Here is a 15,257-nt window from a genome sequence, read left to right as displayed (position 1 = left end):
GTTAGTTGATCATTACGCGGGAGCCGAGGTAGCGCTTATAGTCCTTAGCGAGAGCATCGGCTATGGAGTTTCCGAGGGATTTATAGCCCTCGGTGGTGAGGTGGATCCGGTCACCCTGGAGTAGCCCCTCGGAGACTAATCTGTCTGCTCCTCTCTCCCCGCCGAATATTTCGAATGTATCGATGTATCCAACGCCCAGAGCCTTTGCCTCCTCTACTATGGAGCGTGAGACCAGCTTGACATTGGGATTAGAAGCGGTCAGACCTCGACGGCGGGAGACATAGCACATGACCGGAGTGGATAGGACGATTTTAGCCTCCGGACAGCTTTTTCTCAATTGGTCGACAAGGCTTCTCACAGACGCCCTTACCGCTGATGAGTTGACACGCCCCATAGCATCGTTGGTACCGAGGGAGAGGATGATCAGGTCCGGCTTCAGCTTAGACAAGGAGCTGGTAAAGTGATCCTTCAGGTAGGTCTGGTAGGTAGCCCCATTGTGTCCCAGAGTATGCACGGTCACGCCCGGAGCCCGACTCTCTAGGCTCGCACCATAAAAGGTCGCTCCTGCCGGGATCACCAGCTTAGTAGATGTGACGCTGCGCTTAAGGTCGAGGGTATCCGTCTCGCAGAAGCCTGCGGTAAGGAGGGAGAATGGGCGTCGAGGCGAGTTGGACCAGTCTCCGGAGAGGGAGAAGGCTCTGTCATTGGGACTATGGAATACGATTACCCGGTCAAAACGGATCCCATCGCTCGTGGAGAGAGTCACCTCCTGAGGTCTGGAGACGATAGACCGCATCTCAATCCCTGTGGGACCTTCGCCTGCATAGGATCTGCGGGTGATCTGATCGGTCGCATAGCCGCCCCGTCTTCCTTGCAGCCTCATATGGTGGGGCTCGTTGGTCCCTAGTAACCGGTAGGGGGCGATCAGTCCCGGTCCGGAGAGCCCAAACTGTCGGCCGAAGTATTCCCTGATCGGCATCGTGAAGAAGCCCGCCTGTACATGCGAGTCGCCTAAGTGCAGGACGATGGTATGATCATCTCCGCCAGGTGTCGAGCATCTCTGCCATATGGGATCAAGGTAGCCACGAGGTGCTATCACCCGTACTGCACGCTCTTGTCTGTAGAGGTCATGCTGAGACTCCTGTTGAGCCTTCAGCAATGCCCCTGAGCCGAGCAACAACGGAACGATCGCCTGGAGTAGTAGGAAAAGGCGGATAGGGTAGTGAGACCGCATAAACTTCAGATGGAGTCCTTCTTTGCTGTGCCTTCTTGAGGAAATGTGGTCGGAGAGCTACTCTGCTGCTTCAGGGTGTCACTCTTGGCTTCTGCGCACTTTGCTCCCTTGCCTTTTGTCGGGAGGAGTGATTCCTCTAGGGGAGCCTCAGCTACCTGACGAGTCACTTGATCAATGGGAATCTCCACCAGGTCTTGTACCAGTCGCTTGGAGATCTCTCGACCACCTGCAGAGCTGAGGTGCGTATAGTCCTTTGCCGCCCAGCCCTTCGACACAAAGCTCCGTATCCCGCCCATCGATCGTATGGTGCCATAGGTATTGAAGAAAAGGGCGTGGTACTTCTTTGCTAATCGCTCCTGTATCTCTACCATTCGTGGCACGCCGGGAAGTGTGTAGACTTCGCCGTCATACTTCTGACCTCGGTCGGAAATAGAGATAATCAGGAAGATCGCCTCAGGATAGATATCATGGAGACATGAGAGCACCCGATCCATCCCCTTGTAGTAATAACCATAGTCATTATGGACGTCCTTGGGACTTACCACGTTGAGTCCATAGGAGAGGACGATCAAGTGGTAAGGTCGGATGCGATGGAGGTCCTCTGAGAGACTTGGGGAGACTGCACCCAGCTGTAGACCAGAGGAGCCTCTCAGGCTCATATTATCCACTCGTACGCCTCTGTCTCCGTCCATACAGATACCATAGAGTCTGCTGCTCTCAGCCTTGGAAAAGTCGAGACGAAGCGACGATACCTGTCGTCCCACTTTCACACTATGCAGCCTGCCTCCCGTTGATGGAAGAAGTATCTGCGTGGGTGCATCACCATTCACTGTGGAGCTTATCAGCAGGCTATCCTCCGATGTGTAGAGGAGAGTCGCTTGGTCGACCGGTTGCCTATTCTCGTAGATCACCTCTGCCTCGCCGACTGCCTGCTGGTAAGATCCTGTGATCAGGAAGTGGTTGCCACGCGGGTGCTTAAGGGCATTGTCATCCTCCCACGATCCTGAGAAGCGGTGCTTGATCGTCTGTCTGAAGCGTGCCGTGACGGAGGTGAGCGGCACGTAGCCGACTCCTCCACCGCCATAGCGTGCCTGTAGAGCCTCGCGGAAGTGCTCGACTAATATATCTCCCTCGATGAAGGAGTCCCCGAGGAAAGCTACATTGACCTGGTGATCTCCCGCTTGCGTGAGGGTCTCTCTCAGTCGAGTGAGTGCTGATCCATCCGAGTAGTCGATCAGTCCCGCGGGGAGCAGTCCGGCAGAGATCGGCTCCATAACGCTGTCCACTTGCAGAGTGTCGGCTGTCACCTCGGCCTCCTCACGCTCGAGGCTGTCACGCCTCATCGCCTCTGCCAGCAGTGGGTCCTCTAGGGGTGTATCAGCCCCCTGAGCCACCTCTCCTCCCGGTGTGGGGAAGAGGTCGCTCAGAGGGTTGAACACCTTGACCCCAATGGAGGGAAAGAGCTCTCTGAGGGTAAGTGTTACCCCAAAGGCAAGTCCGGAAGCTGCGAGGAGGAGAAGTACGGACTTGAGTATCTGATGGTCTCCTCTACTCATCTATAAGTCACTTCTCTTCCAGGGTATGACTGGATTGGCCCCTGAGGTAAGCCTGATACTCCGGGCTGGCGGCACCACGTCCCTCCTTTACCTCCTTATTTAGGACAGTACGCATGTAGTAGTAAGCGATGACCCCGGAGATCAAGCTACCGAGCAGGATGCCGAGCTTGGCGTCATTGAGGTACTCAACACCGATATCGCCGAGCGATGCGGGGTATGCAAGAGTCGCTACAAAGAGTGATACGGTAAAGCCGATCCCGGCAAACATACCCACGCCCAGCAGGTTTCGCTTAGTCATACCGGGAGGGAAGCTGACCACACCAAGCTTTGTGAAGAGCCAAGTAAAGAGGAAAATACCGAGTGGCTTGCCGACCACGAGACCCAGCATCACTGCGAAGGGGACACCGCCTGCAAAGTCGCTCAGAGGCACATCGCCAAGGGCGATCCCGGCATTGGAGAAGGCGAAGAGTGGTAGCACGACATAATTCACGAAGGGGCTGATATTGACATTCATCCGCTGCACCGGACTCACCACCTTAGATGAGGTGTCGCGGATCTGAGTGAGTATGTCGAGCTGAGGAGCAGACATATAGACCCTATTCTTGCTATGCGACACAGGGTAGGTGTCGAAGTGTTGCCTTGCCACATTGATCTGATCCATCAGATCCTTCGGTACACCCATCGGGACGTAGGGCACGCAGAAGGCAAGCAGGACACCGGCGATCGTCGTGTGTATCCCACCATGGAGGAAGCAGAGCCACACGAGGAAGAACATAAGGTAGTAAAACCACTGCCTGTACACCCCTTTCTGACCACAGAAACGGGTGAAGATCAGCAGTGCTGCGGCGATCAGCAGCGGGAAGACAGCCAGTCCCCCTGAGTAGAAGATCGCAATGACAAGGATCCCTCCGATATCGTCCACGACGGCAAGAGCCATCAGGAATACCTTCAGCGTCGTGGGGACACGGCTACCGAGTAGACCGAGAGCAGCAAGGGAGAAGGCGATATCTGTCGACATCGGGATGGCGGCACCTCTCAGCACGGTGGAGTTGCCGCTCTCCACGAGAGCGAAGCAGGCGACCGGTACCAACATACCGCCGATAGCTGCAAGGACCGGTAGGTTTGCTGTCTTGAAGTCCGATAGTGATCCGCCCACCATCTCGTGCTTGATCTCCAGTCCCACAGAGAAGAAGAAGAAACACATCAGGGCGTCGTTGATAAACTCCCCTATATTCATCGTCCTCCCGTGGTGGCTAAAGACCTGCCAGTCTCCTATCTGGAGGTTGATCGGTGTAGTTAGGAAGGAGAAGTAGTAGTCACTCCATGGTGAGTTGGCTAAGATGAGTGCCAGCACAGTGGCACCGAAGAGATAGACAGCGGGATTGACCCCCTTGAGGAAGCCGAGCATCGAGTTACCATCGCTTCGCCTATAGGAAGTGCGTTTAGTCATTTCGTTCTTGATATAGAGTATCTTGATGTTACTTATTGACCTTTACCTGATGAGTGGGAGGGAGTAGCTTATTGCGCTCCTCCACTGCTCCGATCATCCGCTCTGCCACGTGGCGGAATGCGAGCCCCGACACCGTCTCTCGGAGGGCAACCGGCTTCCCCTCGTCACCTCCCTCTCGTACGCTCTGCACAAGAGGGATCTGTCCTAGCAGCGTACTGCCAGTGAGCTCTGCCAGAGCCTCTCCACCGCCCTCTCCGAAGATGTGGTACCGATGATCCGGTAGCTCAGCAGGGGTAAACCACGACATATTCTCCACCACACCGAGGATCGGTACCGACACCTGATCCAGACGGAAGAGGTTGATCGCCTTGATCGCATCGTCTGTAGCTACGCTCTGTGGGGTAGTCACGATGACTGCCCCGGTGATTGGAAGCGTCTGTACCAGTGTCAGCTGTATGTCCGATGTACCGGGAGGCAGGTCGATGAGGAGATAGTCCAGCTCTCCCCAGTTGCCCTCGCGGATCAGTTGCCCGAGGGCATTGGAAGCCATTGAGCCGCGCCATGCGAGTGCTTGGTCGGAGTCGACAAAGTGTCCGATGGAGAGTGCCTTGACGCCATAGACCTCTGCCGGGTGGATCAGCTCCTTGCCGTCCACCTCATCGAGCCAAGGCCTATACTCCTGCACCCCAAGCATACGGGGGATGGAGGGACCGAAGATATCCGCATCCAGCAGTCCCACGCTATACCCAAGTGCAGCCAGTGACACAGCTAGGTTGGTAGTCACTGTGCTCTTTCCCACACCCCCCTTGCCGGAGGCGATAGCGATGATATTCTTGACACCCTGCAGGGGCGGCTCCTCGTTGGTAGTGGGGGTCGGCTCAGGGAATAGGGGAGTGATCTCCACCTCCAGGTCGGGCGAGATCTCTCGCTTCAGCGCCGCCTCTGCTGCCCTCAGGACACTCTTGTGGAAGGGGTCGCGGCTTTTCTTGAAGCGGATCGAGAGGGAGACCTTATTCTCCTCTATCCTGATATTGTCTTCCACCATTCCAGAGGAGACGATATCCGACTCCTCGCCAGGATATCGGACCTCCTTAAGTGCTTCCCGGATCAGTGCCGGGTATAGTGTGATATATGGCATCTCTATTCTTACGATTTATTCTTCTTTGCTTCCTTTGCCCACCACCTCTGACCTCCGGGACCGACCAAAGCTCCTATAGCTATCCTGCTCGATCTCTACCTCCGGCTCGATAGGCTCATCCGGTAGGTGATCCAGTAGCAGTCGGAGGTACTTGATCGAGATCCCTCGAGCGATCCACTGCTGCTCATAGTACGTCTGGATCGTCCGAAGAGGGGAGTCAGCGGTGGCCTCGCTACCCACGTCTGTCATTCGCTTATCGATTGTCAGACCATTGACCTCAGCCACGGCCTCGGTGTAGCTAAAGAGAAACTGCGAGTCGGTCTTCAGGTGAAGCACTGACGGCTCTGCCAGGATCTGACGATACATAGTCAGAAATCGGGGTGAGGTAAGTCGACGCCTGCTCTTACGCATCTGCGGGTCGGGGAAGGTAAGCCATATCTCAGATATCTCCCCCGGAGCAAAAAAAGTGTCCAAAAACTCGATCTCAGCTCTTAGGAAGCGAACATTCTCCAGTCCCTCCTCGTCCGCAGCCTTGGCTCCGGCCCAGAGACGATTCCCCTTGATGTCCATCCCGATGAAGTTGTGGTCGCGATAGGTCCGACCGAGCTCTACGGTATACTCACCTCTACCACAGCCGAGCTCCAGTACGATGGGAGCACCATTGTGGAAGACCTCATCAGACCAATGCCCCTTGTGGGGAAAGTTCATCCCCTCCCTCCGAAGTGTCTCGAAGGGGTACTGCAGGACGTTGGTCAGCCGGTCGATCTCGGCAAATTTCTCAAGCTTGCTTTTGCTCATTCTCCTTTAAGGGCAAATTACGAATGTGTAAAGGTACCAAAATAGCGGGTCTTGAGCTTGAGAGAAAGGGCAGGTCCTTACTTACTTCTGATCCGAAATCCTCAGAGCGCGATCTAATACCGATATTAGCTCACAGCTTTACCGATATTAGACGCGACTAATATCGGTAATAGATTTGTCCTCTCGTTATCACACAAAAAAAGACCCACAGGCGGAAACCTGTAGGTCTTTTGACTTAAGGGATGAGCTGAAGTTAAATCACCTCAGATCCCTCTCTAAGGGAAAAGGCTGACTATCACACCTCCTCGAAGTCAGCATCCTTGACATCTCCCTCGCCGGTGTTGTCCGTGGATGAGTTGTCTCCGGCAGTGGGGCCTGAGGTGGCCTGCTGACCAGCGCCCGAGGCACCCTGCTGACTATCAGCACCCTGCTGGCCATACATCTGAGCCGAGAGACCCTGGAAGATTGTATTCAACTCCTCCATTGCTGAGTCAATGCCGGCAATGTCCTGAGCCTTGTGCGCCTCCTTAAGCTTGCTGAGTGAAGCCTCGATCTTGGACTTCTCATCCGCAGGGATCTTGTCACCAAGATCCTTGAGCTGATTCTCAGTCTGGAAGATTACACTATCGGCCTGATTGAGCTTATCGATCTTCTCCTTCTCCTTCTTATCGTTGTCGGCATTGGCCTCTGCCTCTGCCTTCATACGATCGATCTCCTCCTGAGAGAGACCACTGGAGGCCTCGATGCGGATCTTCTGCTCCTTGCCGGTCCCCTTGTCGCGAGCAGACACGTTGACGATACCATTGGCATCGATGTCGAAGGTCACCTCGATCTGAGGCACGCCACGCTTGGCAGGGAGGATGCCATCAAGATTGAATTTTCCGAGCGACTTATTGTCCTTCGCCATTGGGCGCTCGCCCTGGAGCACATGGATCTCTACGGAGGGCTGGTTGTCAGCTGCGGTGGTGAAGACCTGAGACTTCTTGGTCGGGATAGTGGTATTGGCATCGATCAGCCGCGTCATCACACCGCCCATAGTCTCGATACCGAGAGAGAGTGGGGTGACATCGAGTAGGAGGACATCCTTCACATCTCCGCTGAGTACACCACCCTGGATAGCAGCACCGAGTGCGACGACCTCATCGGGGTTGACTCCCTTGGAGGGCTCTTGGTTGAAGAGCTTCTTCACCAGATCCTGGATAGCAGGGATACGGGTTGATCCACCCACGAGGATGACATCATTAATGTCTGAGGCAGAGAGGCCTGCGTCTGCCAGTGCCTTATTCACCGGCTCGATGCATCGCTGGATGATGTTGTGGCAGAGCTGCTCAAACTGAGCCCTTGTCAGGGTCTTCACCAAGTGCTTTGGTACATTATCCACAGAGGTAATGTAGGGGAGGTTGATCTCCGTGGAGGTGGTGCTGGAGAGCTCGATCTTTGCCTTCTCTGCGGCGTCCTTTAGGCGCTGCAGAGCCATCGGATCCTTGCGGAGATCGACATTCTCAGTGCTGAGGAAGTCGTCGGCCAGCCAGTCCATGATGGCGTGATCGAAGTCGTCACCACCGAGGTGGGTGTCTCCATTGGTACTCTTCACCTCGAAGACCCCGTCGCCCAGCTCAAGGATGGAGATATCGAACGTACCGCCACCCAAGTCAAAGACGGCAATATTCATATCCTTGTTGCTCTTGTCGAGACCGTAGGCGAGAGCAGCGGCAGTAGGCTCATTGACGATACGACGCACGTTGAGCCCGGCGATCTCACCGGCCTCCTTGGTCGCTTGGCGCTGAGAGTCGCTGAAGTAAGCGGGTACAGTGATGACCGCCTCTGTCACAGCCTCACCAAGGTAGTCCTCCGCTGTCTGCTTCATCTTCTGGAGGATCATAGCGGAGATCTCCTGAGGCGTGTACATCTGACCATTGATATCTACCTGAGGCAGGTCATTGCCACTCGACACGACCTTGTAGGGCATACGAGATGCCTCCTTCTCTATCTGGGAATATCTCTCACCCATGAAGCGCTTGATAGAGTAGACTGTGTTTTGAGGATTGGTGATTGCCTGACGCTTGGCAGGGTCTCCCACCTTGCGCTCACCACCATCCACAAAGGCGACCACGCTCGGTGTGGTCCTTTTGCCCTCGCTATTTGTAATCACGACGGGCTCCTTATTCTCGAGTACAGCCACACAGGAGTTGGTTGTACCTAAGTCGATTCCGATAATCTTTCCCATTGTATCTTGTATATGAAATTAGTTTGTTGTCTATTAGTCAGTATCGTCCTCTCGCGGTGAGAGGTCTGCACCCTCATATGTACAAACCCTATGCCAAGTCTGTCTACGAGTTACTGATGGCGGTACAATGTGTCACGTCGGTAGGCGTTTTGCAATCCTCTGAGGCAGGTATGATACAAGATATGGCGGGTGTCGGACCACTTGGTCTGACACCCGCCATAAACTTAAGTATGGAGGGAAGTACTTCCCACCACTATCTCAAGGGGATCTGGATCACTTCTTGAGGTCGAGTCCGGAGCCGGCCTTGAACTTTACAGACTTGCGAGCAGCGATGTGCATCTTCTTGCCAGTCTGAGGGTTGATACCGGTACGAGCGGCACGCTCGCTTGTGGAGAATGTACCAAAGCCGATGATGGTCACCTTCTCGTCCTTCTTCATAGCCTCTGCGATAACGTCGCAGAAAGCATTAACAGCCTTCTTGGCATCAGCCTTGGTGAGCTCAGCCTTCTGGGCAACTGCCTCAATGAATTCGGTCTTGTTCATGGTAAAGTAATATGGTTATAAAACGTGTAAAAAATTGATGCTTATGTAAGTAGTAGGGAGCCGGACTGCTAACGCACTCAATGTGAAATCCCTTCTACATGCTCAAATGTAGGAACTTTTATTGAAATACAATATAAATCATCACAAAAAGGACGTCGAAATCGCTTTTTCGTCCCATTTATCAGTCCTACTATGCCATTTTGTGTGATAAAGATGACAATATCGGACTTTACTATCTGCATATCCGTCTGCTGATAAGCCCTGAAATAGACCGCTAAGGCACCCCCCTGAGGGTGGTATGATCTATTGCAGGGTTAGAAATTATGTCGTACCTTTGCGTTACACTTCTGGGAGGGCTTTCAGAGGTGATATGGTGCCCATAGCTCAGTTGGTAGAGCGCTGGATTGTGGTTCCAGATGTCGAGAGTTCGAACCTCTTTGGGCACCCTACTGAGACTTTACATTCGTTTGTAGAGTCTCTTTTTTTGCTTCTGACAAAATACAGAGTGGCAGCGTCTCGGAATGAGGCGCTGCCACTCTGCTTTACGCTGTAGCTCCTTACTTCTTGGCGGAGTCTACTCTCTGGATGAGGTCATCGATGGCTGCCTTGAGCTGGAGGTCATTGTCGGTGAGGAAGTCTTCGGGGGAGTTGTAGACTGTGATCTCAGGATAGATGGCACGATTCTCTCGGGGTAGGTTGTCCGTCCCGGTCATCGTCACCTGTGGGATACCGAAGACGAGATCTTCATTGACCTGCGTCTCCCACCATACGGCAGTCATGGTGCCGGCAACGGGGGTGCCGACCAGCTTGCCGAGCTTCAGAGTCTGGTATGTCCATGGGGTCCCGTATGCATCGGAGTAGTTGTCCTCGCTCACCAGCATATTGGACGGCTTGTACCACTGCATAAAGGGCTCTGAGCCGATGTACTGCCCTCTCGGCTGGAAGCGTGCGTACTCCTTACCGCTCAGCAGGATCGCTACATCATTGTGCAGCCAGCCACCGCCATTGTGACGTGTGTCCACGACGATCGCATCGCAGCCGCGGTACTTACCCAGCATCTTGCTGAATACCCGGCGGAAGGACTCGCTGTCCATTCCCTCGATGTGGACATAGCCGACACGACCATTGCTCCACTTCTCGGTGAGAGCTGCCCGGCGGTCTACCCAGCGGTCGTACAGGAGAGAGGACTCCTTACCGAGTGAGATGGGGACGACAGACTCCTCGACTTCCTTGCCACTCTCGTCCCTGAGGGTCACGACCGTACGCTGTCCGGTGAGACCATTCAGATAATGCTCTATAGGGAGTTCCTTGGAGATGGTGGTGCCATTGATCTTGAGGACGATGACGCCCGGCTTGGCAATCGACTTGGCGCGGTCGAAGGGACCACCCACGATCACCTCCGCGATCTTAGCTCCCTCGCCTTCGTAGCTGTCATCGTAGAAGAGTCCGAGTGAAGCGGTCCGAATGGTGGAAGCACCACCGAAGTAACGCATACCGGTGTGGGAGCCATTGAGCTCTCCGAGGAGCTCGCTGCAGAGCTCGGCGAAGTCATAATTGTTATTGATGTAGGGCAGGATCTCACGATAGCTTTCGGAGTAGCCCCTCCAGTCTACACCGTGGAGATTAGCGTCGTAGAACTTATTCTCCACCTGGCGAACCATATGGTCGTAGATGTATGCCCGCTCCTTAGCTGGGGAGTACTCAAAGCGTGCAGAGTAGGTGAGGGGAGTGATGTCCCTGCCCTCGATCTTCTTGAAGCCATTGTAGCCAAAGAGGTAGAGGGTCTTCCCATCCTTGCTCATTTCCAGAGAGCCGCTGCCGGTGTCGCCGACGATCTCCTTAGTCTCCTTCTCTGCGAGGTCGAGACAGTAAAGGTTGGTCGTACCGTCGAAGGAGGCGAGGTAGTAGAACTTGTCTCCCTCCGGAGTCACGGCGAAGTCAGACTGAGAGCCACTCGTACGGGTGATGCGGACGATACGCTTATCTCGATTGGAGAAGTCGAAGACGAGAGGCTTTACCTTGTCCTCATCCTTGCTCTTCTTGTCCTTCTTTCCCTTTTTCTTCTTGTCCTTGTCGCTCTTGTCTGCACTCTCCTTCTTCTCGTCCTTGTCCTTCAGGAGCACCTCCCGCTCCTCCTTGTCGAGTAGGAAGCGGTCGTATGCGTCCTGATCAAGGAACATCAGGTAGATGTCCGTCTGAGAGCCCCAGGAGCCGTGGCTGCGGTAGCCGGCGTAGTCACAGTAGTAGGCGATGGCTTTTCCGTCGAGGACAAAGCGTGCACCGATGGCATTGTATCCGGTCTCGGTGAGATTGACCAGCTCACCAGTACCATCCGCCTTGGCGAGAGCAACATCGGCGTTATTCCAGCCACCATTGCCCATAAAGTTGGTCAGGATGTACCTAGAGTCGGGACTCCAGGTAAACCACTGGTCTCCATCGGAGTAGGAGTAGTTGTACTTCTTATTAAGCACCTCGGTGCTCTTCCCGCTGGCAAGGTCGAGACAGTACACTGCCGCACGATCCCTTAGGTAGGCGATCTTCTTGCCATCGGGGCTGAAGACCGGCTGGAAGGCAGGCACCTCCTTCTCGTGGGTTAGCTTCTTCTCCTCCAGCTCGGTAGCGTAGGTAAAGGTCTTTTCATCAGGGCGCTTGATGGTGGTCTGATAGAGATTCCACTGATCCTCACGCTCTGAGGAGTAGACGAGGGTCCGCCCATCGGGGCTGAAGGTCAGGTCACGCTCCTGCTCCGGAGTATTGGTGATCCGCTTCGTGGTGCCGTACTCAATATTGGCGACGTAGACATCACCATGGACGATGAAGGCGTACTCCTTGTCATTGGGAGAGAGCTTTGCTTCTGAAGCCCCGCTTCTGTAGGCCACATAGAGTTTCTCCTGCTTGCTGTTGTCGGCAATTACCTGCACCGGAAGCTGCTTGGCCTCTCCGCCCTTGGGCATGTAGTAGAGCCGGCCATTCCAGGAGAAGGCGATGTTGCCACTATTGTCCATTGAGAGGTTGCGGACCGGGTGCTTCTTAAAGTTGGTCAGCTGGGTCGGGCGGGTCGGGTCAGCGAGAGTGGCACGGTAGACATTGAAGTTACCATCCCGCTCACTCAGGAAGAGGAAAGCCTCCTCGCCCGGGAGCCAGATGGCATTGCGATCCTCGCCCTCGAAGGCAGTGATCTTGGCATACTTGCCCATATTGCCATCCGGAGTCCACATCCATATATCTCTGGCGACGGGAGACTTGTGATGCTTCCTTAGAGGATCCTCGTAGCCCTTGAAGTCGGTAAAGAGGATCCGTCCATCGGTGCGATTGATCGACGGCATCTTCATCGTAAATGCAGAGAAGAGGTGTGGCCGCCCACCTGTGGTCTTGATCCGGTAGACCTGAGAGAAGGAGCCACCGGGGAAGATGCCCGACTCCTTAGTGGTGCGATAGCCACACTCGTAGAGGATGGTCTCGTTGTCTAAGAAGGCGACCGGCGTTTGTGTCTTGCCATTGATGTAGGTCAGCTTCCTTGCCTGACCGCCCTGACGAGAGGTGAGGTAGACGTGGAAGGTGCCGAACTCCCGGTCAGACGAGAAGGCGATGCTCTGTCCATCTGGGCTCCAGACCGGGGCCGTGTCGTACGCAGGATTGGACGTAATCTGTGTGGCGATGCCACCGCTCACCGGTACGGTGAAAATATCCCCTTGGTAGGTAAAGGCGACTACCTTTCCATCGGGGCTTAGGGCGGTGTTCCTGATCCATCCCGCATCCTCCGCCTGTCCCAGGGCAGCGAGGGGGGCTGCCAGTGTCAGGAAGGACACTGCAAGCAGCTTCATGGTTTTGTCCATAAATTAGGAGTAATATTGAATGAAATAAAAGTAGTCAGATCGTTTCTCAGATCACGTAGATGAGCTCACAGAAAAATCCCACCAGCACAGGCACCAAGATATTTGTTACTATGCCGTGGAAGATAGAGGGGATCGTGTAGCTGGCACCTACAGACTTCTGCACTACAGGGAGACAGACGTCAGCGCTGTTGGCTCCGCAGAGAGAGATCGACGCCATAGGTCCGATCTTCTTTCCTAAGAGAGGGACCATCAGGAGGGCGGTCGCCTCTCGTATAATATTTGAGATCAGGGCGACGGTCGCGAGTGAGGCAGCACCATAGGATCCGATGATGATACTCGAGAGAGAGTACCACCCGAGACCAGCACCAATGGCGGCACCCTCCAGCCCAGTGATGCTGGGAGTAAATAGGGTCATAAAGGCGGCTCCGCAGATGCTACCGATGCAGGTGAAGACGGGAAGCGTCCAGATGATCCACGGCATCTTGAGCATAAGCTTCACTTTCTCCATATCGGTACCTAAGTTTAGCCCGATGACGAAGAGGAGGATGTAGATCACAAACATTGAGGTCCGTGAGTCGAGTAGGATCGCGGGGACGTTGTCTCCCATAAAGTATCCTACAAGTCCGCCGCCGATGAGGCAGGCAAAGATGATCAGACTGTCTTTCATTGCTTATGTGATGGCTGATTTTTCTTTTCCATATACTTCCCGATGAATCGCCACATCCCCCATCCGAGCAGGACGCTACAGACCACTGCCCCAATAGTGAGCAAGAGGGCTGAGATACCGATCTGGCCGAGCGAATTGATCGCATCGTGGTCGTTGCCAATCTCAATACCAAGCAGGAAGAGAAGGATGCAGATAATGACGGAGGAGAGCCAAGAGGGGACTGTGAGCCTCTTGGATCGTCGGTTGATCAGTGCCCCGATGAGCATGCCGACCGCAAATGAAGCAACGATGATGATCGTGTCCATATCATTACAAGTAAAGTTTGTAGCACCCTTTTGCGGCACCATCTCCGAGCCCGGGGAGAGGGGGAGGCGAAGGCACGCTTAAGGATGCATGTGTAGATGTGCTTAAGAGCTACGCGACTGAGCTATTCTAAATCAAAGGTTGCAAAGAGCCATAGACCCTTTGCGACGGTCAAATGTACTAAAAGAAACGAAAAACTACCGCTTGTGCAGGATGCTATTGAGTACACGGACAGAGGAGACAAGGGTCCCCATCTCTGTGTAAATCTCCACATCCCAGAGGTGAGTCGAGCGTCCGCGGTGGATGATCTTTGCCTTGGCCGTCAGTGTATTGCCGAGCCGGGCTGAGTGCACGTGGCTACCACTCACCTGCATTCCCACCATCGTCTCATCCTGGCTCAGCAGGTAGACCGACCCGTAGCCGGCTATTGTCTCAGCGAGAGCGAGGGAGGCACCGCCATGGAGGATCCCCATAGGCTGGCAGGTGCGTCGGTCGACCGGCATCGTACACTCCACGTAGCCCTCCTCGAGGAGAGTGCACTTCATCCCGAGTGTCTCCATGAGGGTATCCTTCTGCATCGCATTGATGAAGTCCACCTCAGGATGCGCAGCGGACTGCTCCGGATGCAATACATATTTATTAAGTAGGTGCTGGATCCCCTCCTCCGTATTGGAGGTAGTGACGTAGTCGGCCACCTGCTTGACCATCTCATTGGCATTAGCCATCGCCACTCCCAGTCCGGCAGCCTGGAGCATCGGGATGTCGTTATTGGCATCACCGACGGCGATCACCTGGCTTCGCTCGATCCCCATCTCGGACATGAGGAAGCTGAGCGCCTTCCCCTTGTCCACGTAGGGACTCATCGCCTCGATGAAGGTCGGACCGGAGAGGATCGCATTAAGCTTTCCCCTAAATCGCTCCTGCAGCTCTATAGCTAGCTTGCCGATCACCTCTGGGTCGCCGGCGATGCCACACTTGTAGGGGTCTCTCACAAGTGCTTCTTTGAGGTTGGGCACCTGGCGTATCGGCATCCCATTGTCGACCTGGCTCTCCTGGCGGACATAGGGGCTGTCAGCATCCTCGGTGATGATCTCGTGGCGGGTGTAGGTCATCATCGTCACGGGGTACCCCTTGAGGAAGTCGTAGAGCTCTCCGACCGTCTCCCGTGAGATGGTCGACCGGGTGAGGACATCGTTGTCGATGCACGAGGTGATCTTGGCACCATTGTAGGAGATAATATACCCACCATACTTCGCAAGCTGGAGCTGATCCGCAATATGCTCGCAACCAAAGGTCGGTCTCCCCGACACTAATGCGACGGTCATGCCCATCTCGAGGATTTCTCGGATGGCATTGGCTGTAGCGGGGGTGATCTGCTTGTCGTCCGTCACTAACGTACCATCGAGGTCGACGGCAAAGAGGAGGTACTTCAGAGGATCTCTTGTAGAGCTATACTTGGGGTTAAGTATGCGTGGTGTCTTGGCCGATGCTGGCATAGGTTATGT

The 15,257-nt window shown here is 54.6% G+C and carries 11 protein-coding genes and 1 tRNA gene; 1 reads left to right on the top strand and 11 read right to left on the bottom strand.

The window, feature by feature from the left end:
- Position 1: 1 nt before the first annotated feature.
- The 7 genes from AC1EKE_RS02310 to AC1EKE_RS02280 form a co-directional block, all read right to left on the bottom strand.
- Positions 2–1,234, bottom strand: a complete 1,233-nt coding sequence (locus AC1EKE_RS02310) for a GDSL-type esterase/lipase family protein (protein ID WP_480307941.1) — start codon at positions 1,232–1,234, stop codon at positions 2–4.
- Between the two features lie 5 nt (positions 1,235–1,239).
- On the bottom strand, positions 1,240–2,790 hold the full coding sequence (locus tag AC1EKE_RS02305; protein ID WP_480307939.1) for an SGNH/GDSL hydrolase family protein: 1,551 nt from the start codon (positions 2,788–2,790) through the stop codon (positions 1,240–1,242).
- Positions 2,791–2,797: 7 nt separating this feature from the next.
- Positions 2,798–4,240: a Na+/H+ antiporter NhaA gene (gene nhaA, locus AC1EKE_RS02300; RefSeq protein WP_480307937.1), complete on the bottom strand. Its 1,443-nt coding sequence runs from the start codon at positions 4,238–4,240 to the stop codon at positions 2,798–2,800.
- A gap of 28 nt (positions 4,241–4,268) precedes the next feature.
- The gene (locus AC1EKE_RS02295) at positions 4,269–5,378 is read right to left on the bottom strand and encodes an Mrp/NBP35 family ATP-binding protein (RefSeq protein WP_480307936.1); all 1,110 of its coding nucleotides are present in this window, start codon (positions 5,376–5,378) and stop codon (positions 4,269–4,271) included.
- Between the two features lie 15 nt (positions 5,379–5,393).
- On the bottom strand, positions 5,394–6,176 hold the full coding sequence (gene trmB, locus AC1EKE_RS02290; RefSeq protein WP_296165176.1) for a tRNA (guanosine(46)-N7)-methyltransferase TrmB: 783 nt from the start codon (positions 6,174–6,176) through the stop codon (positions 5,394–5,396).
- A 295-nt stretch (positions 6,177–6,471) separates the two neighbouring features.
- The gene (gene dnaK / locus AC1EKE_RS02285; RefSeq protein WP_297126314.1) at positions 6,472–8,403 is read right to left on the bottom strand and encodes a molecular chaperone DnaK; all 1,932 of its coding nucleotides are present in this window, start codon (positions 8,401–8,403) and stop codon (positions 6,472–6,474) included.
- Between the two features lie 273 nt (positions 8,404–8,676).
- On the bottom strand, positions 8,677–8,946 hold the full coding sequence (locus AC1EKE_RS02280) for an HU family DNA-binding protein (RefSeq protein WP_070464644.1): 270 nt from the start codon (positions 8,944–8,946) through the stop codon (positions 8,677–8,679).
- Positions 8,947–9,319: 373 nt separating this feature from the next.
- Here AC1EKE_RS02280 and AC1EKE_RS02275 point away from each other — a divergent pair.
- Positions 9,320–9,392: transfer RNA gene (locus AC1EKE_RS02275), tRNA-His, on the top strand.
- 111 nt (positions 9,393–9,503) lie between these two features.
- Here AC1EKE_RS02275 and AC1EKE_RS02270 read toward each other — a convergent pair.
- The 4 genes from AC1EKE_RS02270 to AC1EKE_RS02255 all read right to left on the bottom strand — a co-directional run bounded on the left by AC1EKE_RS02270 (position 9,504) and on the right by AC1EKE_RS02255 (position 15,248).
- Positions 9,504–12,770 (bottom strand): S41 family peptidase, encoded by a 3,267-nt coding sequence (locus tag AC1EKE_RS02270; RefSeq protein ID WP_480308004.1) that lies wholly within the window; start codon positions 12,768–12,770, stop codon positions 9,504–9,506.
- A 58-nt stretch (positions 12,771–12,828) separates the two neighbouring features.
- Positions 12,829–13,449 (bottom strand): LysO family transporter, encoded by a 621-nt coding sequence (locus AC1EKE_RS02265; protein ID WP_480307933.1) that lies wholly within the window; start codon positions 13,447–13,449, stop codon positions 12,829–12,831.
- Positions 13,446–13,754 carry a LysO family transporter gene (locus tag AC1EKE_RS02260; RefSeq protein WP_296162761.1) on the bottom strand — a complete coding sequence of 103 codons (309 nt, stop codon included), beginning with the start codon at positions 13,752–13,754 and terminating at the stop codon, positions 13,446–13,448. Before AC1EKE_RS02260 ends, AC1EKE_RS02265 begins: the two co-directional genes overlap by 4 nt.
- 195 nt (positions 13,755–13,949) lie before the next feature.
- Positions 13,950–15,248 carry a Cof-type HAD-IIB family hydrolase gene (locus AC1EKE_RS02255; RefSeq protein WP_480307931.1) on the bottom strand — a complete coding sequence of 433 codons (1,299 nt, stop codon included), beginning with the start codon at positions 15,246–15,248 and terminating at the stop codon, positions 13,950–13,952.
- Positions 15,249–15,257: the final 9 nt, after the last annotated feature.

This window comes from Porphyromonas sp. C0041D3, assembly GCF_056590575.1.
This window is presented reverse-complemented; position numbering and strand designations above follow the sequence as displayed.

What these genes read in the sequence shown, in the direction of transcription:
- AC1EKE_RS02260 (WP_296162761.1), bottom strand. Translation starts at nt 13,754, where the DNA reads ATGGACACGATCATCATCGTTGCTTCATTTGCGGTCGGCATGCTCATC.
- AC1EKE_RS02280 (WP_070464644.1), bottom strand. Translation starts at nt 8,946, where the DNA reads ATGAACAAGACCGAATTCATTGAGGCAGTTGCCCAGAAGGCTGAGCTC.
- AC1EKE_RS02295 (WP_480307936.1), bottom strand. Translation starts at nt 5,378, where the DNA reads ATGCCATATATCACACTATACCCGGCACTGATCCGGGAAGCACTTAAG.
- AC1EKE_RS02255 (WP_480307931.1), bottom strand. Translation starts at nt 15,248, where the DNA reads ATGCCAGCATCGGCCAAGACACCACGCATACTTAACCCCAAGTATAGC.
- AC1EKE_RS02310 (WP_480307941.1), bottom strand. Translation starts at nt 1,234, where the DNA reads ATGCGGTCTCACTACCCTATCCGCCTTTTCCTACTACTCCAGGCGATC.
- AC1EKE_RS02270 (WP_480308004.1), bottom strand. Translation starts at nt 12,770, where the DNA reads ATGAAGCTGCTTGCAGTGTCCTTCCTGACACTGGCAGCCCCCCTCGCT.
- dnaK (WP_297126314.1), bottom strand. Translation starts at nt 8,403, where the DNA reads ATGGGAAAGATTATCGGAATCGACTTAGGTACAACCAACTCCTGTGTG.
- AC1EKE_RS02305 (WP_480307939.1), bottom strand. Translation starts at nt 2,790, where the DNA reads ATGAGTAGAGGAGACCATCAGATACTCAAGTCCGTACTTCTCCTCCTC.
- nhaA (WP_480307937.1), bottom strand. Translation starts at nt 4,240, where the DNA reads ATGACTAAACGCACTTCCTATAGGCGAAGCGATGGTAACTCGATGCTC.
- AC1EKE_RS02265 (WP_480307933.1), bottom strand. Translation starts at nt 13,449, where the DNA reads ATGAAAGACAGTCTGATCATCTTTGCCTGCCTCATCGGCGGCGGACTT.
- trmB (WP_296165176.1), bottom strand. Translation starts at nt 6,176, where the DNA reads ATGAGCAAAAGCAAGCTTGAGAAATTTGCCGAGATCGACCGGCTGACC.